General features: G+C 35.0%; 1 protein-coding gene. It reads right to left on the reverse strand.

Features of this window, described 5'->3' with window-relative positions:
• Nucleotides 1-261: 261 nt before the first annotated feature.
• On the reverse strand, nt 262-684 hold the full coding sequence (gene aac(6'), locus RH98_RS14995; RefSeq protein WP_202801263.1) for an aminoglycoside 6'-N-acetyltransferase: 423 nt from the start codon (nt 682-684) through the stop codon (nt 262-264).
• Nucleotides 685-1,150 lie beyond the last annotated feature (466 nt).

Genomic DNA, 1,150 nt, shown 5'->3' on the forward strand with positions numbered 1-1,150 from the left:
ACACGTAGTATCTCTTACATCTTCGTTTTTCTCCGACCATTCTATAATTGTTCTTAACTTTTCTTCTCTGACTTTCATTTTGTTTGGTTCGGTTTTACTTATGTCGTACAACGAGAGGCGAACTTACGCCGTTGCCTGTCCAGTTCCGAAGGAATGGACTTGGCGGGACTTTTGCAAAGTCTCACCGCAAAAGGCGTGACAACCGGGCAATGGCGTAAGTTCGAAGTTAAGCGAAGGACGTTCCTGCCTTAACGCCGCTGTCTATATTTCCTTAATAAAACATACTATCCGGTTTGCTTCTGCAAAATCTACACCTTTATGGAATGCAATGCTGTCCTCATTTTCCAGTTCACAATCTGATGCCAGTTCGGAATAGCCTTTATTTTTTGCCCATTTTTCAACTTCTTTTACCAATCTTTTTGAATACCCTTTTCTTCTATGGTTGTCTTCAACATATATTCCTTCAATATATCCGACAGGAGAACCTTGGCTTCCCTCAACATAATCATATCTCGTTGAAGCATGTATAAATCCAACTGGAATTCCATTTTCATATATTAATAAGCAAATCTCATCATTTTTATCAATAATCTCTTGGAAATCCTCATACAAATCATTATAGTCAGCTTCTGACCATAATTTATTTGCCAGTTTGCTTACTATTTCAACAGTTTCCTTATTCATCTGTATTATCATTTTGTCGTCCACCTTTGTACTGATCTCTTATAAATATGAAGCCTTTTTATATCTTAATCATGTTATTTCTAGTATAGACGGATTAAAGAAATAGATTATTGAAATCATCAATAATATCAAACCTGATAATATAAATCCGACTCCGATTATCTTTATATAGCGGAGATAGAAGTTATTCGTTGGCTCAATAGGCTTCAGCACATAGAATCTGCTAGATTTATTCCAAACAAATTCTGTTCCGATTATCTTTGGTCTATATACTGATATGATTCCAACTGAAGCGAGAATAATTGAAGTAATAATCAACGCAACCAATATACTTACCTTCAAAACGCTCACTCCTTATACTAGTTCAAAATATCAATCATAATTTGGTTTCCATCTTGGTTTTGTTCAAATAATATGCCAAATAAAAATTTAAGTGTTGCTAGAACGTCTTTCGCTTAACGTTTTC

Source organism: Myroides injenensis M09-0166 (genome assembly GCF_000246945.1).
GTDB classification, from domain to species: domain Bacteria; phylum Bacteroidota; class Bacteroidia; order Flavobacteriales; family Flavobacteriaceae; genus Flavobacterium; species Flavobacterium injenense.